Origin of the sequence: Serratia sp. (in: enterobacteria), from assembly GCF_046715635.1 — a bacterium.
Taxonomy (GTDB): domain Bacteria; phylum Pseudomonadota; class Gammaproteobacteria; order Enterobacterales; family Enterobacteriaceae; genus Chania.
This window is the reverse complement of record NZ_JBKJYW010000538.1, coordinates 32,332-52,282: the sequence shown is the minus strand read 5'-3', so window position 1 is coordinate 52,282 and position 19,951 is coordinate 32,332. Positions and strand designations below refer to the sequence as shown.

At 53.9% G+C, this 19,951-nt stretch carries 19 protein-coding genes and 1 pseudogene; 6 read left to right on the top strand and 14 right to left on the bottom strand.

Going from position 1 to position 19,951, the window contains the following annotated elements:
* Window positions 1–69: 69 nt before the first annotated feature.
* Together ibpB and ibpA are read right to left on the bottom strand one after the other, a co-directional pair.
* Window positions 70–498, bottom strand: coding sequence for a small heat shock chaperone IbpB (ibpB, locus tag ACLQ7H_RS28075; protein WP_024483305.1), 429 nt, complete (start codon window positions 496–498; stop codon window positions 70–72).
* A 275-nt stretch (window positions 499–773) separates the two neighbouring features.
* The gene (gene ibpA, locus ACLQ7H_RS28070) at window positions 774–1,187 is read right to left on the bottom strand and encodes a small heat shock chaperone IbpA (RefSeq protein ID WP_021181374.1); all 414 of its coding nucleotides are present in this window, start codon (window positions 1,185–1,187) and stop codon (window positions 774–776) included.
* Window positions 1,188–1,492: 305 nt separating this feature from the next.
* On the opposite strand from ibpA, the gene ACLQ7H_RS28065 reads away from it, so the two are divergent.
* Window positions 1,493–1,855, top strand: coding sequence for a YceK/YidQ family lipoprotein (locus tag ACLQ7H_RS28065; RefSeq protein WP_411755503.1), 363 nt, complete (start codon window positions 1,493–1,495; stop codon window positions 1,853–1,855).
* On the opposite strand, the gene ACLQ7H_RS28060 is transcribed toward ACLQ7H_RS28065, so the two are convergent.
* The 6 genes from ACLQ7H_RS28060 to ACLQ7H_RS28035 form a co-directional block, all read right to left on the bottom strand.
* Window positions 1,856–3,136: a DUF3748 domain-containing protein gene (locus ACLQ7H_RS28060; RefSeq protein WP_411755502.1), complete on the bottom strand. Its 1,281-nt coding sequence runs from the start codon at window positions 3,134–3,136 to the stop codon at window positions 1,856–1,858.
* Between the two features lie 46 nt (window positions 3,137–3,182).
* A complete protein-coding gene (locus ACLQ7H_RS28055; protein WP_411755501.1) occupies window positions 3,183–4,475 on the bottom strand; it encodes an MFS transporter in 1,293 nt (430 codons plus the stop codon).
* 213 nt (window positions 4,476–4,688) lie between these two features.
* A complete protein-coding gene (gene dgoD / locus ACLQ7H_RS28050; protein WP_411755500.1) occupies window positions 4,689–5,837 on the bottom strand; it encodes a galactonate dehydratase in 1,149 nt (382 codons plus the stop codon).
* Complete coding sequence (locus ACLQ7H_RS28045) at window positions 5,834–6,451, bottom strand: 2-dehydro-3-deoxy-6-phosphogalactonate aldolase (RefSeq protein ID WP_411755499.1); 618 nt, start codon at window positions 6,449–6,451, stop codon at window positions 5,834–5,836. Before ACLQ7H_RS28045 ends, dgoD begins: the two co-directional genes overlap by 4 nt.
* Window positions 6,435–7,328 carry a 2-dehydro-3-deoxygalactonokinase gene (locus ACLQ7H_RS28040; protein WP_411755498.1) on the bottom strand — a complete coding sequence of 298 codons (894 nt, stop codon included), beginning with the start codon at window positions 7,326–7,328 and terminating at the stop codon, window positions 6,435–6,437. Before ACLQ7H_RS28040 ends, ACLQ7H_RS28045 begins: the two co-directional genes overlap by 17 nt.
* Window positions 7,325–8,020 (bottom strand): FadR/GntR family transcriptional regulator, encoded by a 696-nt coding sequence (locus ACLQ7H_RS28035; RefSeq protein ID WP_411755497.1) that lies wholly within the window; start codon window positions 8,018–8,020, stop codon window positions 7,325–7,327. The genes ACLQ7H_RS28040 and ACLQ7H_RS28035 overlap by 4 nt, the downstream gene beginning before the upstream one ends.
* A 279-nt stretch (window positions 8,021–8,299) precedes the next feature.
* On the opposite strand from ACLQ7H_RS28035, the pseudogene ACLQ7H_RS28030 reads away from it, so the two are divergent.
* Window positions 8,300–8,497 (top strand): annotated as a pseudogene (locus ACLQ7H_RS28030) (pyridoxal-phosphate dependent enzyme); the annotation flags it as partial.
* A 159-nt stretch (window positions 8,498–8,656) separates the two neighbouring features.
* On the opposite strand, the gene ACLQ7H_RS28025 reads toward ACLQ7H_RS28030, so the two are convergent.
* The 6 genes from ACLQ7H_RS28025 to dnaA all read right to left on the bottom strand — a co-directional run bounded on the left by ACLQ7H_RS28025 (window position 8,657) and on the right by dnaA (window position 16,869).
* Window positions 8,657–9,397: an acid phosphatase gene (locus ACLQ7H_RS28025; RefSeq protein ID WP_411755496.1), complete on the bottom strand. Its 741-nt coding sequence runs from the start codon at window positions 9,395–9,397 to the stop codon at window positions 8,657–8,659.
* Between the two features lie 357 nt (window positions 9,398–9,754).
* A complete protein-coding gene (gene yidA / locus ACLQ7H_RS28020; RefSeq protein ID WP_411755495.1) occupies window positions 9,755–10,570 on the bottom strand; it encodes a sugar-phosphatase in 816 nt (271 codons plus the stop codon).
* 124 nt (window positions 10,571–10,694) lie between these two features.
* Window positions 10,695–13,109: a DNA topoisomerase (ATP-hydrolyzing) subunit B gene (gyrB, locus tag ACLQ7H_RS28015; RefSeq protein ID WP_411755494.1), complete on the bottom strand. Its 2,415-nt coding sequence runs from the start codon at window positions 13,107–13,109 to the stop codon at window positions 10,695–10,697.
* Window positions 13,110–13,127: 18 nt separating this feature from the next.
* Window positions 13,128–14,213 (bottom strand): DNA replication/repair protein RecF, encoded by a 1,086-nt coding sequence (gene recF, locus ACLQ7H_RS28010; RefSeq protein WP_411755493.1) that lies wholly within the window; start codon window positions 14,211–14,213, stop codon window positions 13,128–13,130.
* A 155-nt stretch (window positions 14,214–14,368) separates the two neighbouring features.
* Window positions 14,369–15,469 (bottom strand): DNA polymerase III subunit beta, encoded by a 1,101-nt coding sequence (gene dnaN, locus ACLQ7H_RS28005; protein ID WP_411755492.1) that lies wholly within the window; start codon window positions 15,467–15,469, stop codon window positions 14,369–14,371.
* Window positions 15,470–15,474: 5 nt separating this feature from the next.
* On the bottom strand, window positions 15,475–16,869 hold the full coding sequence (gene dnaA / locus ACLQ7H_RS28000; RefSeq protein WP_411755491.1) for a chromosomal replication initiator protein DnaA: 1,395 nt from the start codon (window positions 16,867–16,869) through the stop codon (window positions 15,475–15,477).
* A 684-nt stretch (window positions 16,870–17,553) separates the two neighbouring features.
* Here dnaA and rpmH point away from each other — a divergent pair.
* The 4 genes from rpmH to yidC are packed head-to-tail and all read left to right on the top strand — an operon-like array spanning window position 17,554 to window position 19,936.
* A complete protein-coding gene (gene rpmH / locus ACLQ7H_RS27995) occupies window positions 17,554–17,694 on the top strand; it encodes a 50S ribosomal protein L34 (RefSeq protein ID WP_248945210.1) in 141 nt (46 codons plus the stop codon).
* Window positions 17,695–17,712: 18 nt separating this feature from the next.
* On the top strand, window positions 17,713–18,072 hold the full coding sequence (gene rnpA / locus ACLQ7H_RS27990) for a ribonuclease P protein component (protein ID WP_248945211.1): 360 nt from the start codon (window positions 17,713–17,715) through the stop codon (window positions 18,070–18,072).
* Entirely contained in the window at window positions 18,036–18,293 is a 258-nt protein-coding gene (gene yidD, locus ACLQ7H_RS27985; RefSeq protein ID WP_411755490.1) for a membrane protein insertion efficiency factor YidD, read from the top strand. The genes rnpA and yidD overlap by 37 nt, the downstream gene beginning before the upstream one ends.
* 2 nt (window positions 18,294–18,295) lie before the next feature.
* The gene (gene yidC, locus ACLQ7H_RS27980) at window positions 18,296–19,936 is read left to right on the top strand and encodes a membrane protein insertase YidC (RefSeq protein WP_411755489.1); all 1,641 of its coding nucleotides are present in this window, start codon (window positions 18,296–18,298) and stop codon (window positions 19,934–19,936) included.
* The last annotated feature ends 15 nt before the right edge of the window (window positions 19,937–19,951 follow it).

Here is a 19,951-nt window from a genome sequence, read left to right as displayed (position 1 = left end):
ATGCCACAGAATGCAACGGGGGAGGCCCGAATGGACCTCCCCCGCAAGTTTTTGTTTTTTTTCAGCCGGTTATTTGGCTTCCAGCTCCGGAGTGCTGCCGATGCTGATGCGTTGTGGCTGCAAGGCTTCTGGCACGTGGCGTACCAGATCGATATGCAGCAGGCCGTTTTCAAATTTGGCTTCGGCCACCTGCAGGTGCTCTGCCAGGGTAAATGTCAGGCTGAACTCTTTGCACACCAGCCCCTGATGCAGATACTCCACCTGTTTTTCCGGCGGTGTGGGGTTGCCACGCACGGTCAGGCGCGGGCCTTCCACTTCAATATCCAGTTCACTTTGTTTGAACCCGGCCAACGCCAGGGAAATGCGATAGTGGTTATCGTCGCTCTTCTCAATGTTATATGGCGGGAACCCTTGTGGCTCCTGGCCTCCCATTGAGCTGGCCAGCTTGTCAAAACCGATCCATTGACGCAGAAGTGGGGATAAATCGTAGTTACGCATAGTACTCTCCTTCCAAGAAGCGAGGTTTTTACCCGTCGCCTTTCAAGCCACAGCGTTGTTATCTGCACATAGCTATTCGGCCCATCCATGGACCTCACCCCTTCGGGGCCGCTGTGTACAGCGTTCAAATCTGTTCCCGACAGATTTGTCACCCCAGTCACTTACTAAAAGTAAGCTCCTGGGGATGAGCAAATTGGTCGCCTAGCTGCGGCTTGAAATTCATAGGGTAATTCAAAGTTTGCCCCCTAACGGCAGGCACGGTGATAAAACAACAATTACTTAATTTCGATCCGACGTGGCTTTAATGTTTCCGGCACGATACGTTCCAGATCGATATACAGCAGGCCGTTTTCCAGTTTGGCGCCTCTAATTTGAATATGCTCGGCCAGCTGGAATTTGCGTTCAAAGTTACGCTCGGCAATGCCTTGATATAAATAGGTTCTCTCAGCAGGCTCGTTGGTGTGGGCCCCGCGCACAATCAACAGATTGTCTTGCGTGGTGATCTCCAGTTCCTGCTCGGCAAACCCGGCCACCGCGATGGCAATGCGGTAATGATTTTCATCAACCAGCTCAACGTTGTACGGCGGATAGCCACCGTTACCCTGGCTTTGGCCAGCCTCAAGGGCGTTGAACAGGCGATCAAAACCGATCGCGGAACGGTACAGCGGGGAAAGATCAAAGTTGCGCATAAAACAGCCTCCTAAGGCACTTCAGCGAGGTTGATAATGTAGCCTTCCATCATGGACAGGCTATCAGGCTTGAATTCCCTTACGGCAAATTCTTAATTTGGCCTTGTAGAGAAGATGGGGTTTGCTTTCCACATTTCAACTGGCGATGATTAAATAATTGCCAACGGAAACGGCGAAAATTTGTTTATCACATACACTCAAAGTGAGAGAGCCGCCACAGTGCGGAATGTTGCATCTTTCAATGCGTTGGCTGGATGTTATAAATCAGCAAATTTCAGGGGATGTGTCCCCCTCAGGATGGAAGAATGAAACCCATAAAAAAAATGATAGCGACCGGTTGCCTGCTGCTGACCACTAACGGTTGCTCCAGCGTAGCCAGTCACACCGGGGCCGACCAGGGTTATTACTCCGGTACACGCGCCAATGTTGATATGATGAAGAGCGAAGATACCAGTTGGGCCATGATGCCCCTGCTGGCGATCGATCTGCCCCTGTCGGCGGCGATGGACACCATTTTGCTGCCTTACGACTACCTACGCTCAGGCAGCGATAAAACCGCAGCCTCACCCAAAGCCCGTATCCAGCATGATGAAGAACAAAATCTGGCTGCCAGCGGCAATCCTGGCCAGGGCATGACAACCTCGTCCTCAGCACCAGCCGGGCTGTAGTTAAACCGCCACCACAAAAATCTGGTTGAATCCGGCGACTTCACGCATAAAGGCCACCTGTTTGCCATCCGGTGAGAACACCACGGCGTCCCCCAATGGTGGCTGCGCAGTCCGTTTGGTCAGGCGTTGCAGATTGCCGTTGGTGATATCGCACAGCATCACACTGTTATCACACACCAGCGCAATCTTCCCCCCCTGCGGATGCCAACTGAATGCCGACTGGATGCTGTGATCTGTTTGTGTCACCTGATCCGCCTCACCGCCATTCGGGGAAATAGCCCACAATTGCACAATGCCCCGATCGTCCTGCATCAGAAAGGCGATGGCGCTGCCGTCTGGCGAACTACGTAACCAATGACGTGGCGTGGTGGCAACCCCAGGATATTTACGTTGACCAGTATAGGTTAACCGCCGTTGTCGAATGCCTAACGGTGGCGCAGGTAAGGTCGTTGCCGTTCCCTGCAAGGGAGCATCCCCGGCTTTAGCATAATCGGCATCGTTTTCCGGCAAATCCACCACAAACACTTCTGGCAGTTTTTCCCCCTGCGGCGAGAGGGTATCGCCGATAAACGCCAACGCCCAACGCTGACGGCTACCATCGGGTTTGCTGTAGCCTTGCAGGCCAACCCAGCCCTCTTCGTAAGCCCGATTGATTTGATCGCTGCCCGGCTGCGGGGTTGGCGTCGTTGTGCTGACCAGAACGCAGTAGTGGCTACCGTCATACTCACGCGGATGCTGTTTAGGTGGATTCACTCCCTGCAATGGCACCGCTACGCCGACATTACGCAAATCCAGTGCCGGATCGAGTTCGTGCATCACATGGTCGTTATAGGTGAAGCTCAGGCGGCTGGCATCCGGGCTGAAGACATGCACATGGGTGCCGCCACGCAGCGCGCCTGGAGTATAGGGGGCGGTAATGTCCAATGCATCAAGGGTGATTGCCAGTTCACGATCCGGCTCGCTGACGATCACGCCACGGCGATGGTGGAAATCATAATGCCAGTGGCTGTCTGGATGTTCCGGCCCATGAATGAACGCATAGCGTGCTGGCGCATCTGGGCTCACCGTCACCACGCCAACATGGGCACCATGCTGAGCCCGATAAACCACTTCTACCTGACCGGTGGCAACGTTCACCCGCTCAATGCTCAGCCCGGTAAAGGAGGCACCGCTTGGCCGTACATCATACGCCAGCCAGTGGCTGCACGGCGTCCAGACGTTAATGTTGGTGAGCTGATGACCTCGCGGATCAAAAGTCAGCTGTTGTTCCTGATGGCTCATGGCGGCTCCTGAATACCGGCTGGTATAGAACCGCCATAGTACCCGATCAACCCACCCGTTTCACATCACCTACCAGCAGCAGGTAGGACAACGCACCCAACAGGGCAACTACCGAGATATAAATCAGCGAAGGGGCAAAGCCGTAATCCTCAGCCAGATAACCCACCACCAGCGGAACGGTGATCCCACCCAAACCTCCAACGAAGTTAAACACCCCGCCGGTCAGGCCAATCAGGCGTACCGGGGCCAGCGAAGACACCAACGACCAAGTGATGGAAGCAAAACCGTTACCGAAGAAGGCCAACGCCATCAGCACCATAATCCACAGCGGATCGTCGGTGTAGTTGGCACCCATGATGCAGGTGGAAAGCAGCAGCCCACAGATGATCGGGGTTTTACGCGCAAAGCCGATGGATTTGCCACTGCGTAACAGGCGATCGGCAACGAGGCCGGAAAGCAATACGCCAAAGAATGCCGCCAGGAAAGGCACCGTCGTCATAAAACCCGCGGTCAGCGCGGTAATATGTTTTTCCTGTGTCAGATAGTTCGGGAACCAGGTCAGGAAGAACCACAGCGTGGAGGTAATGGCAAACTGGCCGAGATACACCCCCACCAGTTTGCGGTGGAATACCAGCTTCCAATCTGCGGAGGTTATAGCGACACGAGCTTTCTTCCCTGTCACCACATCACCATCGATCATCCCGCCACCGGCCTGAATGTACTCAAGCTCAGCGTTGTTGACGCCTTTGCTTTTACGCGGCAGTTGATAAACAAAATGCCAGATCAGTGCCCAGACAATACCGATAGCCCCGGTGATGATGAATACCCAATGCCAACTCAGGATTTCCTGAACCCAAATCAGCAGAGGGGTAAGAAATGCCAACCCGACAAACTGGCCTGAAGTATAGAATCCTACGGCCGAAGCGCGTTCCTGTTCAGGGAACCAACTGGTAACGATGCGGTTATTGGTTGGAAACGCCGGGGCTTCAAACATCCCGGTAATGGCACGTAGCCCAATCAACGAGGCCAGGCCAGTGGCGAACCCTTGCAATAGCGTGGCAATCGACCATCCCATAATGGCGATGAAATAGGTTACTTTTGAACCCATGCGATCGAGAAACCAACCGCCAGGAATTTGGCACAGGGTGTAAGTCCAGGCAAATGCAGAGAAAATATAGCCCATTTGCGTTTTACTGATGCCAAACTCCGCTTGAATATGGGCGGAGGCCACTGCCAGGTTAGCCCGGTCAACATAGCAAATTACCACGGTGACAAATATCATCAATAATGTCAGATAGCGGCGCTTGCTTCTTGGCGCTGAAGTTAATGTCATGTCCATAATTATTATTCCGTTAATTTCGGATTTAATATTGGCAAGTTGATGTAGGGTACCTGCCCGAAGGTGCATAATATTTAATGGTGGATCTGGTTAATGCTTTTAATTCAACACCGGCGTTACATTATTTAGGCGCGCGCCTACCCCAAAGGCAAAATCAAGCCACGCACCATGTCGTTATCAATAAATATTTAAATAAGCTAAGTTAATTCAGAATTACCACTCTGCGACGGCACCGTCAGGATAACGCCAGACCGGGTTACGCCAATCCGCTGCCTGTTTACTGCGTTCGATCACCAGTTCCTCATTGATTTCCACACCTAGCCCCGGTTTGGTCAGCGGATAGAAGTGGCCATCACTCATTTTGAAATCGTCTTTATTCACTACGTAATCCAACAGCTCGGCACCCTGATTGTAATGAATGCCCATGCTCTGTTCCTGGAACACCGCGTTGCGAGCGACAAAATCGAGATGCAGGCAAGATGCCAGAGCGATTGGCCCAAGTGGGCAATGCGGTGCCAGCGCCACGTCGTAAGCTTCTGCCATTGCCGCAATCTTGAAGCATTCAGTGATACCACCAGCATGGGAAAGATCGGGCTGGATAATCGCCAATCCGCCGTCTGCCAGCACGCGCTTGAAATCAAAACGCGAATACATGCGTTCACCGGCAGCAATAGGGATGTGCGTCTGTGCCGCCAGCCGCGGATAATACTCTGCCTGCTCCGCCAACACCGGCTCTTCAATAAACAGCGGGCGATAAGGCTCCAGCTCTTTGATCAGCACTTTCGCCATCGGCGCGGTCACCCGGCCATGGAAATCCAGACCAAACTCGATATTTTTGCCAAAGGCTTCGCGGATTTGTGCGACTACCGCCACGGCGGTATCCACCTTATGGGCATTGTCGATAATCCCCATCTCCTCACAGCCATTGAGCTTGAAAGTATCGAAGCCGATTTGCGTCAATTGGTTGATACCGTCGATCACATCGGCAGGACGATCTCCACCCACCCAGCTATAGGCCTTGATTTTATCCCGCACCAGACCCCCGAGCAGTTGATAGACCGGCACGCCGAGCGCTTTCCCTTTAATATCCCACAGAGCCTGATCGATACCGGCAATGGCGCTCATCAGTATCGGCCCGCCGCGGTAGAAACCGCCCCGGTATAAGGTTTGCCAGATATCATTTATCCGCGCAGGATCCTGACCAATCACATATTCTGCCAGTTCTTGTACCGCGGCTTCGACGCTGCGGGCGCGGCCTTCAATGACCGGCTCTCCCCAGCCCACGATACCCTCGTCGGTTTCTATTTTCAGGAACATCCAGCGCGGTGGTAGCCGGTAGGTGGTCATTTTGGTGATTTTCATCGTGTCGCTTCCTTATAGGCTCGAACAAAAGCGGCGGCCTGCTGTGCGGTGCGCTCTACCGATTGGCCAGCACGGTATAAATCGCCCCCCAGCCCTGCGCCAACACAGCCTGCGGCCAAATAAAGATGCAGGTTTTCCGGCGTGATCCCACCCACGGCGAAAACGGGTACCTGCGGCGGTAATACCGCCTTTAATGCTTTGATATAGTCCGGGCCGAAGGAGACCGATGGGAAAATTTTTAGCGCCTGCGCCCCGGCTTCCAGCGCATTGAAGGCTTCAGATGCCGTGGCACAACCCGCGCAGACCGTCATCCCATGTTGCACCGCTCGGCTAATCACTGCCGGTTGCGTATTGGGCGTTACCACCAGTTTGCTCCCCAGTTCAGCCAGCTCATCCACCTGCTGCGGTTGCAGCACGGTTCCCGCCCCAATCAGTGCTCGATCGCCGAAGGTTTGCACCATATCGCCGATGCTCTGTTGCCATTGCGGCGAGTTCAGCGGGATCTCGATGGCATCAAATCCGGCATCCAGTAATGCCTGTACGTGGACATGCACTTCCTGCGGGGTGATACCGCGCAGAATGGCAATCAGCGGCAGCTCAGTGTTCCAGCTCATTCACAATACTCCTTATCCCAGATTGAAAAGCTCGATCGCCATCCAGCATCCGATGGCGTATTCCGGCCAGCTCCAGTGCTTGCGCGTAACGTTTTCCCAAGGTTGGGTTACCAATCACCGTAAGTGCCGTATCCGCAGGCAAAGGATACTGACGCTGCATTTGCGCCACTTCATTACCGATAAGCAGGCCGGAAAGCCAATCACTGACGGCGCTTTTCTCCAGTTTGCCAAGCACGTGGGCTGCCCGGGTTTCAAACAGACGGCGCACGAGATGCGCTTCGTTAAGCCCGGTTTCCAATCCGCATGCAAAAGCCTGCGGATCAGGTTGCTGTTCGGTTAACCCCACGCCAATCAAAGAGTGATTGAGCAGCAGATGATGCAGTTCACCCGTCATAACGGTACGAAAATCCACCAGCGTGTCGCCATCCATCTGCACCCATTTACTGTGGGTTCCAGGCATGACATAGAGTGCCGCGGGTTGCTCTGCATAAGCGCCAATCAGCTGAGTCTCTTCGCCGCGCATAACGTTGTAATTGTCCGCACGTTCAACGCATATCCCTGGGATAATCCAGGTTTTTACCGGCAAAGCCTGCTTTATCACGGTTAACTGCGTGACTACCTGTGTAAGACGAGTCGGGCAAGACAGATAAGGCACTTGCAACCAGCCAGCATTGCTGCCGATCATTCCCGCCATCACCACCGGCAACGGTTCCGCCCAACGCGTCATCAGTTCGGTAAACACCTGCTGGGGAGATCGATCCCCCAAGCGGGTTACGCCGGCTTGTGACTGCACGCTGTCTACGCACTCCCCGCGCTCATAGCGCCAAGCACGCAGGTTGGTGGAACCCCAGTCAATCGCGATAAAGCTGTCACTCATGTTATGTCCTTTAGGCGTTTGGTCGAGCTGGCAATCATCGCCAGCGCTGCCCGCTCTGCAGCATCCGCATCCTGATGACGAATGGCGTCATATAGATCCTGATGCTCACGCAGAGTCAGCGGCATATTGTCTTCATCCGGCATATAAGTGCGTTCAAACACCGCCCGCTGCAGTGAACTGATAGCCACACTGAGCTGCTGCAACACCGGATTATGCACCGCAGCCAACACCGCCTCGTGATAACGGATATCGGCTTCGTTAAACAGCTCCCGCTGCTGATGGTGAGCGACCATGTCGTTGAGCGCAGCCTCTATCACCGCCAGTTCGCTGGACGTTGCTCGTTCTGCAGCCCAGCGGGCAATGGTGGGCTCCACCAGATTACGCACCTCACTCATCGCCGCGATCAGGCGTGGGTCGTAATCCTGTGCCAACACCCAGTTCAAGACCTCGGTATCCAGGTAATTCCACTGATTGCGTAACGTGACAAACGCGCCACGATAACGTTTCACTTCCACCAAGCGCTTAGCCATCAAGGCGCGGAGCACTTCGCGAATGATGTTGCGCGAGGTCTGAAACTCCTCACACAGCTCGGTTTCCGCTGGCAGAGCCGAACCCGGGACATATTTGCCGCCCACGATCTGCTGGCCTATCTCAATGATGATGCGGTCGGTTTTACTGATCTGCTGCTTCATTGCTTCTCCGTAACGTTCGCCATGTTGGGATAATCGCTCCACTTTACCTCGCGCTTTATCCTGGCGTCCTTTGATTGCAGCACAATCTTGACTTGTTGAACTTTGAATTTTCAATATTGTAGTACTAATAATATTTGTTGTACTACAATAAAGATCACAAAACAGACAATCAACCTCTTTTTATCGACTTTGATTTACAGACTGAAGTAAATAGTACAATTTCCGTGCTGTAACGAGCCAAGGCCAAGCAGGTGCGGTATCGCGAAGAGCCTTCTAAACGGAAAACACGGTCAGGCCGTTGCGCTAGCAGGCAAACTGATGTGAGTTAACGTTTCAGTCTATGCTCCAGAAAGCGCTGCTGCCATCAAGCTGGATACCATCCGCGCGCTGGGTGGCCAGGTCGAACGGGTACCTGGAGAGGCGCTGAACGCCGAATTGGCCGCCGCTTGCAGACTGGCCCCGGAATTTCAGGGTAAAAAAGTGGCGGTAGTGCTATGCGGGAAAAATATCGTGCTGGAAAAATACCTGCAGGCTATCGGTGATAACTGAGTCGTATGCGGCTAGAAAGGCGCAACATGCTGCGCCCCTACGTTTTGAAGACTGGTGAAGAATTCCACCACCGTGGCTGGTTACCTATCACTCAGCTTTTGCCAACAGTTTGTATTCGGCTTTGGCCTTTTGGAGTTGGTCAACAAACGCTGGCTCGGCGTGTAAACGTGCCACGATGGCGGCAGCCACCAGGCGCCCGGCGGTAACGTCACTCTGCCAATGATAACCGCAGATCACGCGGCTTTGCCCCATCTCATAACCCCGTTTGAGGATCTCCCCCTGGCGAACAGGATTGATCTCCGCCAGCACGAGTGCGGTCGCCCAACCGATACTCGTATGGCCAGAAGGGTAGGAGCCGTTGGTTGATAGCACGCCTTCTTCCTCCGGGCGGCAGGTCGCCTGATGATAAAAAGCAAAAGGCCGGGTCCGCATATAATGCTGCTTGGCGCTACGGGTCGCTAAATCACCGGTATCCTCAAGCATTTTCGTGATCAGGCGATATAACTCTGGCGTTTTCTGCCGTGTTATTTCCATACCGAAGGCGTTGAAAAATGCCATGGGTACGCCATCGCCTCTAATCTGCGCATCGTTATAAGCTTGCTTGCCTCTTGGCGTACTCCTCAGCAACTTACCGACGTCATACTGAGCCTTGTCATTAAGAAAGTCGATGCTGTCAACGGCCGGTGGCGGGGGTAATAAGGAGAGGCTATCAATAGACTGATCCTCCTTAAGAAAGTAGAAATCCGGTAACGTCGTCACGTCTCTGGCAGCAAAGGATAATTGCGTTAATGCAATATAAGCCAATGATGAAATTAGAATTTTTTTCATGTTATCTCCTAGCGATCCTTATTAGTTGTTTTACAGCATCGTGAATAACCGCAATTGATATATGGGGTGATAAATAACCATAGCATCATTTAAATTACAGCAAAAAATACAGAACGCAAAAATAAATTTTATTTATACCTTTTAACTTAACGCAATTAATTAACAGGAATACTTATATTTACGGAGATATAATTTCAATAAAAAATTCTTTTAAGGCAGCCTTAGTTATTTCGGTAAAGAAAAATAACCTGCAGGACGTCAGCCATGACGGGCGTTAGTAAACGCCGCTATTTTGTGAATGCAATCGGGTTGACGCCGATAATTTTCTTAGCCCCCAGAATAGGGGGCTGGCAACAACTAAACGTTCAGCACAAACTTCTCAATTGCCTGTGCGACACCGTCTTCGGTATTGGTGCCGGTCACGTGCTGGGCAATTTCCTTTAATTCTGCAATAGCATTGCCCATCGCCACGCCCAGCCCGGCATACTCGATCATCGCAATATCATTAGCCTGATCGCCTAACGCCATCACGTTTTCCTGCTTGATGCCCAAATGTTCTGCCAGCATTCTGACGCCCGCGCCCTTATCAACATTCTTATGCAGGATCTCCAGGAAGTAAGGGGCGCTTTTCATAATGGTGTAGCGATCCCAGGCCTCTGCGGGCAAGCGGGCTATCGCGCTGTCCAGCAAGGCAGGCTCATCAATCATCATCACCTTCGGAAAACGCATGGTGCGATCCATCTCTTCCACGCTGCGGTATTTCAGTGGGATACCGGTCATTTGCGATTCATGGACGGTATATTTACCAATGTCTTTATTCGGTGTGTACAGGGTGTCAAAATCAAACGCCTGATAATGAACGCCAAGCTCCCGTGCCAACTGCTCAAAATAGAGGTAATCGTCAAAGTCGAGCGTTTCTTGCAGCACGCAGGCCCCGTCCGTCGCTTTCAGCACCAGGGCACCGTTATAGGTGATGCAGAAATCGCCCTCACCCTGAATATCCAACTGACGTAGATAGTCCTGCACACCGACATAAGGCCGCCCGGTAGCCAGCACCACATGCACGCCTTTAGCGCGCGCCGCCGTCAGCGCCAGCTTTACCGCTGGCGTGATCTGGTGCTGCGGATTGAGCAGCGTGCCGTCCATATCAATTGCAATCAGTTCAATAGCCATTCGAGCGTCTCCCAGTGGTTTTTTCTCATGCTAACGCGTTTCAGCTTGCCATGTTAGTGCTAAAAACGGCATAAAAAAATCCGCGCGGGCGAACCGGCGCGGATTTTTAATCGCCAAAAAAGCGTTAGATATCGATATTCGCCGCTTTCAGGGCGTTTTCTTCGATAAAGGCACGGCGTGGTTCAACCGCATCGCCCATCAGGGTGGTGAACAGCTGATCGGCCGCAATAGCGTCTTTCACCGCTACGCGCAGCATACGCCGCTGATCGGGATCCATGGTGGTTTCCCACAGCTGGTCCGGGTTCATTTCGCCCAGCCCTTTATAGCGCTGGATCGATAGGCCACGGCGCGACTCTTTCACCAGCCACTCCAACGCCTGTTCGAAGCTGTCTACCGGTTGGCGACGTTCGCCACGTTCGATATAGGCATCTTCTTCCAGCAGGCCGCGCAGTTTTTCACCCAGCGCACAGAGCCTGCGGTATTCACCACCGCGGATAAATTCAAAGTCCAGCGGATAGTCAGTATCTACACCATGGGTACGAATACGCAGCACGGGTTCGAACATCTGGCGCTCACGGTTTTCAACCAGCACAGAGCTGTAACTGCTACCGTGCTGCTCGTTATCGTTGAGCAATTTCACCAGCGATTCGATCCAGCTTTCTACCTTGGCACGGTCGCCCAGATCGTCTTCGTTCAAGGTTGGCTGGTAGATCAGGTTGTTCAGCAACGCACGCGGGTAGCGGCGTTCCATCCGGCCAATCTGCTTTTGCACGGCGTAATGTTCAGCCACCAGCTTCTCTAATGGCTCTCCGGCCAAGGCGGGTGCAGAACCGTTAGTGTGCAGGGTAGCGCCGTCGAGGGCGATGGAGATCTGATACTGATCCATCGCTTCGTCGTCTTTGATGTACTGTTCCTGCTTGCCTTTTTTCACCTTGTACAACGGCGGTTGGGCAATATACACATGACCACGCTCGATGATTTCCGGCATCTGACGATAGAAGAAGGTCAACAGCAGCGTACGGATGTGCGAACCGTCGACGTCGGCATCGGTCATGATAATGATGCTGTGATAACGCAGTTTGTCCGGGTTGTATTCGTCACGGCCAATGCCGCAGCCCAGCGCGGTGATCAGCGTGGCAACTTCCTGTGAGGACAGCATCTTGTCGAAGCGGGCTTTCTCAACGTTGAGGATTTTCCCTTTCAGCGGCAAGATCGCCTGGTTCTTACGGTTACGGCCCTGCTTAGCTGAGCCGCCCGCGGAGTCCCCTTCCACCAGGTAGAGTTCGGACAACGCCGGGTCACGTTCCTGACAGTCCGCCAATTTGCCTGGCAAGCCAGCCAAATCCAGCGCGCCTTTACGGCGGGTCATTTCACGCGCTTTACGCGCTGCTTCACGAGCACGGGCCGCATCGATGATTTTACCGACCACGATCTTGGCATCCGATGGGTTTTCCATCAGATAATCCACCAGTTTCTCGTTCATCAGCGATTCAACCGCCGTTTTCACCTCCGAAGACACCAGCTTGTCTTTGGTCTGTGAAGAGAATTTAGGATCGGGCACTTTCACCGAAACCACGGCAATCAGACCTTCACGCGCATCGTCACCGGTGGCGCTGATCTTGGACTTTTTGCTGTAGCCTTCTTTATCCATGTAGGTATTCAGGGTACGGGTCATCGCGGCACGGAAGCCGGCCAGGTGAGTCCCCCCATCACGCTGCGGGATATTGTTGGTGAAGCAGTAGATGTTTTCCTGGAAACCATCGTTCCACTGCAGCGCCACTTCCACACCGATATCGTCTTTCACGGTTGAGAAGTAGAACACCGTTGGGTGGATCGGAGTCTTGTTCTTGTTCAGGTATTCCACAAACGCCCGGATACCGCCTTCGTAATGGAAGTGGTCTTCTCTGTCGTTGCGTTTGTCTTTCAGGCGAATTGATACGCCGGAGTTGAGGAACGACAGCTCACGCAGGCGCTTGGCCAGGATGTCGTACTCAAACTCGATGTTATTGGTAAAGGTCTGGTAGCTAGGCCAGAAGCGCAGGGTGGTACCGGTCTGCTCGGTTTCACCGACGACTTTCAGAGGAGCTTGCGGTTCGCCATGCTTGTAAGTTTGCTCATGGACCTTGCCTTCGCGGCGGATCACCAGCTCCAGCTTTTCTGACAGGGCGTTAACAACCGAAACGCCTACGCCGTGCAGACCGCCGGAAACCTTATAGGAGTTGTCGTCAAACTTACCGCCGGCATGCAGTACGGTCATGATGACCTGCGCCGCAGACACCCCTTCCTCTTCGTGGATACCGGTTGGGATACCACGGCCATCATCCTGCACCGAGACGGAGTTGTCGGCGTGGATCGTCACCTGAATGTCGCTACAGTGGCCAGCGAGTGCTTCGTCGATAGCGTTGTCCACGACCTCGAATACCATGTGGTGCAGACCGGTGCCGTCATCAGTATCACCGATATACATGCCCGGACGCTTACGTACCGCATCCAGCCCTTTTAATACCTTGATACTTGAGGAGTCATAAGAATTCGACATCAACGTTTCTCGCTCATTTTAGTCCTGTGGTTGAACCTCTATTTTACCTTGTTCCACGCGGAACATCTTGCCCTTTTCACCCATCATGTCGGTTACTTGTTCAGCGCTTACCGCACTGACAAAAACCTGAGCCTGGGTGGCTTTCAGGCGATCGGCCAGCAACCGGCGACGGCCGGTGTCCAGCTCGGAGGCAAAATCATCAATCAGATACAGGCAACGCCGCCCGCTCTGGCGGGTGAGAAACTCACCCTGCGCCAAGCGCAATGCGCACATCAGCAGTTTAAGCTGACCGCGCGATAACAAATCCTCTACCGGCGTGCCTTCGGCACGAATGCGGAAGTCCGCTTTATGCGGCCCCACCGCGGTATAGGTTAACGCCCTGTCGCGCTCAAACTGGCGCTCCAGCAGCTCTCCGTAGTCGCTCTCTTTGTCCCAGCCGCGCTGGAAAGAGAAACTCAGGGCAAATTCGGGCAAAAACTGCGCGCAGGTCGCGGTGATATCCGCGGCAATTGCGTCGCTGTAAGCTGCCCGCCACTCGCTGATACGCTCGGCCAACGGGATCAGTTCCTGATCCCAGGCGCGGATCTGCGCATAGCGATTGACCTGGCGCAGCGCGGCATTGCGCTGCTTCAGTAACCTTTTCAGGTTGCTCCAGGCGGTGAAAAAGCCGGGTTCGTTATGAAAACAACCCCAGTCCAGGAAGGCACGCCGATACTTCGGCCCGCCATTAAGCAGGGTAAAACCTTCGGGGGTGATCAACTGCATGGGCAGTAGCTGTGCCAGCTCTGCCACCTTATGGCCATCGCTGCCATCGATGCGCACTTTGCTGTCACCCTGACGGCTTTTACTCAGTCCTACCGATAATTCGCGCCCGCTGCCTTCGATCCGGCCATGCAACACAAACTCCGGCCGATCGTGGCGGATAACTCGCCCGGCCTGCAGGCTGCGAAACGCGCGCCCATGACCAAGGGTATAAACCGCCTCCAGCACGCTGGTCTTGCCGCTGCCGTTAGCTCCCACCAGAAAGTTAAACCCCGGTGCAGGCGCCAGATCGGCAGCTTCGATATTGCGGAAATCTTTAATCAGTAAGCGCGTCAGAGCCATACTGTAGTTGTCTTAATCATCTAACAATCCAGGGCGTTATCGTCGCAGGTCATTTGCGTGCGGCCAGCGCACAGCAACCGCAGCGTACTTAAAGTACGTGAGGATTGCGAGCACTGCCCAATCGCAAAGGGACAAGTAAGATAGCCCGATAATTTCTACAGTCGCATTGGCATGACGACGTAGGCGGCAGACTTGCTGGCACCGTCCTCGATCTGCACGCTGGAGACGGAATCGGTCAGCAGCAGGCGCACATCTTCACACTTGAGCGCGTTCAGCACGTCCAGCACATAGCTGACGTTGAAACCAATTTCCATCTCGGTGCCATCATAGCTGACATCAAGGATCTCTTCCGCCTCTTCCTGTTCCGGGTTGTTGGCGGTGATCTTGAGCTGGTTCTGGCTGACGTACAGGCGCACGCCGCGGAACTTTTCGTTCGACAGAATGGCCGCTCGGGCAAACGCCTGCTTGAGCAAGTCGCAGCCCGCTTCCAGCGTTTTGTCCGGGTTCTTCGGCAATACGCGGCGATAATCAGGGAAACGGCCGTCAACCAGCTTGGAGGTGAAGATAAAGTCACCGACGTGAGCACGGATGTTGTTACTGCCAATCTGCACCCGTAGCGGCGTATCACCACCGTCCAGCAAGCGAACCAGTTCCATCACCCCTTTACGCGGGACGATCACCGAATGAGTAGGCAATTGCTGGCCAATCGGCATCGAACATACCGCCAGGCGGTGGCCGTCGGTGGCCACGGTGCGCAGGTCTTCCCCTTCGGTTTCAAACAGCATACCGTTCAGGTAATAGCGTACATCCTGATGAGCCATCGAAAACTGGGTGGCTTCTATCAGGCGCTTTAACGTCGCCTGCGGCAAGGTGAACTCCACCTCACTCTGCCAATCATCCAGATTCGGGAAGTCTATCGCCGGCAGCGTGGATAGCGAGAAGCGGCTACGGCCAGAACGCACCAGCATACGCTCGCCTTCGAGGATCACCGTAATCTCCGCACCTTCCGGCAGGCCACGGCAAATATCAAAGAATTTACGCGCGGGGACGGTCGTCGCGCCCGCTTCATGGGGCTGAGACAGGGCAACGCGGGCCACCATCTCCATCTCCAGATCGGTCCCTGTCAACAACAGGGAACCTTCCGTCACCTGCAGCAGCAGATTACCCAGAATTGGCAGCGTCGGGCGGCCACCCAATGGGCTGCTCACCTGTTGCAGCGGTTTTAGCAGATGCTCACGTTCAACGATAAATTTCATATGGGCTATGACGACAATGTTCTGATTAAATTGGAGAAATCTTCTTTGATGTCGTGACTTTCCTCACGCAGCTGCTCGATCTTCCGGCAGGCGTGCAACACCGTAGTATGGTCGCGGCCACCAAACGCATCGCCGATTTCTGGCAGGCTGTGGTTGGTGAGCTCTTTTGCCAATGCCATCGCCATCTGGCGTGGGCGGGCAACCGAGCGCGAACGCCGTTTAGACAGCAGGTCCGCGATTTTGATTTTGTAGTACTCGGCCACCGTCTTCTGGATATTGTCGATGGTGACCAGCTTTTCCTGCAACGCCAGCAGATCCCGCAGCGCTTCGCGCACGAAATCGATGGTGATGGCGCGGCCAGTAAAGTTGGCGTTGGCGATCACCCGGTTCAGCGCCCCTTCGAGCTCACGCACGTTAGAACGCAGGCGTTTGGCTATGAAGAACGCCACTTCGCCCGGCAGACGGATATCGTTCTCGTCGGCCTTTTTCATCAGGATCGCCACGCGGGTTTCCAGCTCCGGCGGCTCGATCGCCACCGTCAGGCCCCAGCCGAAGCGGGATTTCAAACGATCCTCCACCCCGTTGATCTCTTTTGGATAGCGATCCGAGGTCAGGATGATCTGTTGATTACCTTCCAACAGAGCGTTAAAGGTGTGGAAGAACTCTTCCTGTGAACGCTCTTTGTTGGCAAAGAATTGAATATCATCGATCAGCAACGCATCCACCGAGCGGTAGTAGCGTTTGAATTCTTCAATGGCGTTATTTTGCAGCGCCTTGACCATGTCCTGCACAAAGCGTTCCGAGTGCATGTACACCACTTTGGCATTGGCCTTACGCGCCATGATGCCGTTGCCTACCGCGTGCAACAGGTGCGTTTTACCCAGGCCGGTACCGCCATACAGGAACAGTGGGTTATAAGCGCCCCCTGGATTGTCTGCCACCTGCCGCGCCGCAGCACGAGCCAGCTGGTTAGACTTACCCTCAACGAAGTTATCGAAGGTGTGCTTGGGGTTGACGTTGGAACGATAGGACAGCTCAGGCGGCGGTGCCGCGTTGTCCCAGCTTGGACGGGACGGTGCCGCCGTGCGCACCACCGGGGCTACCGGAGCGCTGTTGACGCTGGCCATCACGGGCTGGCTGAGGGTTGGTGTCAGTGGTTTGCTACCCACCTCAAAACGCAACAGCGGAGCATCCGTACCGCAGAAATCATTCAACAGGCCATTGATATTGTTTAAGTACTTATCGCGAACCCAATCCAGCACAAAGCGATTGGGCGCATACAGCGCCAGGGTATTGTCACTCAGTTCCGCCTGCAATGGGCGTATCCACATACTAAATTCTGTGGCAGGTAACTCATCCTGCAATCGGGCAAGACACTGCTGCCAAAGCGAAAGTGACACGGCGGACTCCACTCGAACAAGATCAATAAAAAGAAAAGAATCAGGCTACTTTTTTATAACTCATGATTTTTGACACACGCCCGGTATCGGCTGAAAAACCTGTAGGGTATGCGAACCGCCTTTCACGGTTTATGCCCTTAACGATCCTGATTTTGGGATCGCGATCGGAATGACGGATCATAGCGCAATCCGCGCAAGAGATCCTCCCCTTCATCACAGATTAGATCCATTTTATCCACAGCCCGTGAAGAGTGGCTAGTTTTTAATCAACCCAGGATCGACACCGATGAGATCTGAGCCTGTAGGGCCAGGTTTTAGCGCCTTTCACAGGTTATACCTGGTTATCCACGCGGATCCTTGCAGAAAACGCGCAGGATCGTACGGAGATCCTTGTGATTTAGCCCCGAGTCCGTATAATCTTCGCCCACGTGTGATACCTGGTTCCTTAATGGTGAGTCATTAGCCAAGACAGGATTCTGCGGTGACCACGGGCCAACACCGGATTTTACTCCGAATTGGCAGACAACCAGGTAGGCTAGCGCGATGTGAATTGACTCAGGACTGTACAATTATTACAATCCCGCCTCTTTATGTATTGCGATTGAGGCGTCGGTCATCTTCACGCCGAGTAGCCAAACGCATTTGACTTATCAGTATTTCATTTAAGTTTAGGTAGAAATCGCTATGAAACGCACTTTCCAACCGTCCGTACTGAAGCGTAACCGTAGCCACGGTTTCCGTGCTCGTATGGCCACCAAGAATGGTCGTCAAGTTCTGGCCCGCCGTCGTGCGAAAGGCCGTACTCGTCTGACTGCTTCTAAGTAATAAAAGCTAATCTGCTGAGTGGTTAAGCTCGCTTTTCCTAGGGAGTTACGTTTGTTAACTCCCACTCATTTCACTTTCGTCTTCCAGCAGCCACAACGGGCTGGCACGCCGCAAATCACCATCCTCGGCCGCCTGAACCAGCTGGGGCATCCCCGCATCGGTCTTACCGTCGCCAAAAAACACGTCAAACGCGCGCATGAACGCAACCGGATCAAACGCCTAACCCGCGAAAGCTTCCGTTTACGTCAGCACGAGCTACCGGCGATGGATTTTGTGGTGGTGGCCAAAAAAGGGATAGCGGATTTGGATAATCATGCACTGACGGAAGCTTTGGAAAAATTATGGCGTCGCCACTGTCGCCAGGCTCCCGCATCCTGATCGGGCTGGTTCGGGCGTATCAGCTCGTGCTCAGCCCGCTGCTTGGGCCACGTTGTCGCTTCCAGCCGACATGTTCTCATTACGCAATTGAGGCATTACGCAGGTTTGGCATGGTAAAAGGCAGTTGGTTGACATTGAAACGCGTATTAAAATGCCATCCTTTGAACCCAGGTGGCGATGATCCCGTGCCGCCGAAAATCGACGATAACAGAGAACACTAACGATGGATTCGCAACGCAATCTTCTCCTCATCGCTCTGCTGTTCGTGTCTTTCATGATCTGGCAGGCCTGGCAAGTGGACAACGCTCCGCAACCAGCAGCCACCCAGACCACGCAACAGACTGCGAACCCAGCAACCGGTGATGCCGCAAGCTCAGCTGTACCAGGCAGTGGCCAGGGTAAACTGATCACCGTTAACACTGACGTGCTGTCGCTGACCATCAATACCCGTGGTGGCGATATCGAGCAGGCTAAACTGTTGGCCTACCCGGATACCCTGGGTTCATCGACTCCATTTACGCTGCTGGAATCTACTCCGTCATTCGTCTATCAGGCACAAAGCGGCCTGACTGGCAGAGACGGCCCGGATAACCCGGCCAACGGCGAGCGTCCTCTGTTTGAGGCAGCGCAAGATACCTTCACGCTGGCTGATGGCCAGGATGAACTGCGTATTCCGCTGACCTTTACCGGTAAAGACGGTTCGGTCTTCACCAAGACCTTTGTGCTCAAGCGTAACCATTATGCCGTTGGCGTGGACTACTCCATCGTCAACAAAAGCGCGACTCCGCTGGAACTGACCCTGTTTGGCCAGTTGAAGCAGACCACCGAATTGCCTAAGCATCGTGATACCGGCAGCAACAACTTTGCGCTGCACACCTTCCGTGGTGCGGCTTACTCATCCAGCGAAGACAAATACCAAAAGTATGCGTTCGACAAGGATGAGAATCTGAGCGTCACCACCCAAGGCGGCTGGGTTGCCATGTTGCAACAGTACTTCGCCACCGCATGGGTGCCGCAGACTCAGGGCGTCAACACTTTCTATACCGCCAAGCCAGGTACCAACCTGTCTGCCATCGGCTTTAAAGCTGAGCCAGTGATTGTACAGCCAGGCGCTGAGAAGCAGCTGAATGCTACCCTGTGGGTTGGCCCGGAGCTGCAAGATCAGATGGCCCAACTGGCACCGCATCTGGATCTGACCGTTGATTACGGCTGGCTGTGGTTCATCTCCCAACCGCTGTTCAAACTGCTGAAGTTCATTCACAGCTTCATCGGCAACTGGGGCTTCTCGATCATCATCATCACCTTCATCGTGCGCGGCATCATGTACCCGCTGACCAAAGCGCAGTACACCTCGATGGCCAAAATGCGTATGCTGCAGCCAAAACTGCAGGCGATGCGCGAACGTATCGGTGATGACAAGCAGCGTATGAGCCAGGAAATGATGGCGCTGTACAAAGCTGAGAAGGTGAACCCGTTAGGGGGTTGCTTGCCGCTGGTTATCCAGATGCCAATCTTCCTGGCCTTGTACTACATGCTGATGGGCTCGGTTGAGCTGCGTCATGCGCCGTTCATCTGGTGGATCCATGACCTGTCGGCGCAAGACCCGTACTACATCCTGCCAGTGCTGATGGGCGTGACCATGTACTTCATCCAGAAGATGTCACCCACCACCGTGACTGACCCGATGCAGCAGAAAATCATGACCTTTATGCCGGTGATCTTCACAGTGTTCTTCCTGTGGTTCCCGTCTGGTCTGGTGCTGTACTATATCGTCAGTAACCTGGTGACCATCGTCCAGCAGCAGCTGATTTACCGCGGGCTGGAAAAACGTGGTCTGCACAGCCGCGACAAGAAAAAAACGTAATACCAGGCAACAACC

Coding starts and splice junctions, on each gene's coding strand:
- ACLQ7H_RS28035 (WP_411755497.1), bottom strand. CDS start 8,020: ATGAAGCAGCAGATCAGTAAAACCGACCGCATCATCATTGAGATAGGC.
- gyrB (WP_411755494.1), bottom strand. CDS start 13,109: ATGTCGAATTCTTATGACTCCTCAAGTATCAAGGTATTAAAAGGGCTG.
- ACLQ7H_RS28055 (WP_411755501.1), bottom strand. CDS start 4,475: ATGGACATGACATTAACTTCAGCGCCAAGAAGCAAGCGCCGCTATCTG.
- ACLQ7H_RS28040 (WP_411755498.1), bottom strand. CDS start 7,328: ATGAGTGACAGCTTTATCGCGATTGACTGGGGTTCCACCAACCTGCGT.
- ibpA (WP_021181374.1), bottom strand. CDS start 1,187: ATGCGCAACTTTGATCTTTCCCCGCTGTACCGTTCCGCGATCGGTTTT.
- yidC (WP_411755489.1), top strand. CDS start 18,296: ATGGATTCGCAACGCAATCTTCTCCTCATCGCTCTGCTGTTCGTGTCT.
- dnaN (WP_411755492.1), bottom strand. CDS start 15,469: ATGAAATTTATCGTTGAACGTGAGCATCTGCTAAAACCGCTGCAACAG.
- ACLQ7H_RS28025 (WP_411755496.1), bottom strand. CDS start 9,397: ATGAAAAAAATTCTAATTTCATCATTGGCTTATATTGCATTAACGCAA.
- ibpB (WP_024483305.1), bottom strand. CDS start 498: ATGCGTAACTACGATTTATCCCCACTTCTGCGTCAATGGATCGGTTTT.
- yidA (WP_411755495.1), bottom strand. CDS start 10,570: ATGGCTATTGAACTGATTGCAATTGATATGGACGGCACGCTGCTCAAT.
- ACLQ7H_RS28060 (WP_411755502.1), bottom strand. CDS start 3,136: ATGAGCCATCAGGAACAACAGCTGACTTTTGATCCGCGAGGTCATCAG.
- ACLQ7H_RS28065 (WP_411755503.1), top strand. CDS start 1,493: ATGAAACCCATAAAAAAAATGATAGCGACCGGTTGCCTGCTGCTGACC.
- rpmH (WP_248945210.1), top strand. CDS start 17,554: ATGAAACGCACTTTCCAACCGTCCGTACTGAAGCGTAACCGTAGCCAC.
- recF (WP_411755493.1), bottom strand. CDS start 14,213: ATGGCTCTGACGCGCTTACTGATTAAAGATTTCCGCAATATCGAAGCT.
- ACLQ7H_RS28045 (WP_411755499.1), bottom strand. CDS start 6,451: ATGAGCTGGAACACTGAGCTGCCGCTGATTGCCATTCTGCGCGGTATC.
- yidD (WP_411755490.1), top strand. CDS start 18,036: ATGGCGTCGCCACTGTCGCCAGGCTCCCGCATCCTGATCGGGCTGGTT.
- dgoD (WP_411755500.1), bottom strand. CDS start 5,837: ATGAAAATCACCAAAATGACCACCTACCGGCTACCACCGCGCTGGATG.